The sequence below is a fragment of the Cognatilysobacter segetis genome (assembly GCF_004359965.1).
In the GTDB taxonomy this organism is placed as follows: Bacteria; Pseudomonadota; Gammaproteobacteria; order Xanthomonadales; family Xanthomonadaceae; genus Cognatilysobacter; species Cognatilysobacter segetis.
Genome location: NZ_SMRQ01000116.1, coordinates 1 through 744, shown reverse-complemented (window position 1 = coordinate 744; position 744 = coordinate 1). Strand labels below are relative to the sequence as shown.

At 68.5% G+C, this 744-nt stretch carries 1 protein-coding gene; it reads right to left on the bottom strand.

Features of this window, described 5'->3' with window-relative positions; all coding sequences use genetic code 11:
• On the bottom strand, positions 1-744 hold a 744-nt coding region (locus tag E4F61_RS14115; protein ID WP_133480241.1), incomplete at both ends, for an outer membrane beta-barrel protein.

The window sequence follows — 744 nt, the reverse complement described above, 5'->3', positions numbered from 1 at the left end:
GTGACCGGCGACTTCAACGCGCAGCTGCGGGTAGCGCTGCAGGATCGACACCGCCTCGTCGAGGATCGCGATCGCGTCCGGACGCAGCGTCGACTTGTCGAAGTCGAAGTTCACGCCCTTCAGGTCGATCGTCAGCGGCACCGGGCAGCCGTCCGGACCAACGGCCTGACCCGCCACCGAACCCGGGCACTTGTCGTCGCAGTTGTTCACGCCGTCGCCGTCGTCGTCCTTGTCGGCGCAGGTCACGGCCGGCGGCGGCGGCGGCGCCACGGTCGGGGCCGGGCCCAGCGGGATCAGCACGCCGACGGAGGCCAGCAGGTCACCGAACGCATCGGTGTCCGGAGCGTGGACGCTCTGGTCGTCGAAATCGACGCGGTAGGCGAGCTCGGTGCGGATCTTCACCGGGCCGACGTCGCCCTGGATGCCGCCGCCGATCTTGGCGGCGAGGTTGCCGTCCTTGCGCTGGCCCGGCGAATTCGGGCTCGGGAACGCGTCGTACTCTTCTTCCGAGCGCTGGAAGCCGGCGCCGACGAGCAGGTACGGGTTCCAGGCGCGGCCTTCCGCGGTGAAGTGGCGGCGAGCGTCGAACGACACGCCGTACTGGCTCCACCACAGGTCCTGGTTATCGGTGAAACGCGGGTTCTGGTAGTTCAGCTCGACGTCGAACGACCAGTTCGGATTGAGCATCTTGCCCAGCCCGATCGTGCCGAACGGCGCGTTGTTCGTGCCGCGGTCGTTGTCCTG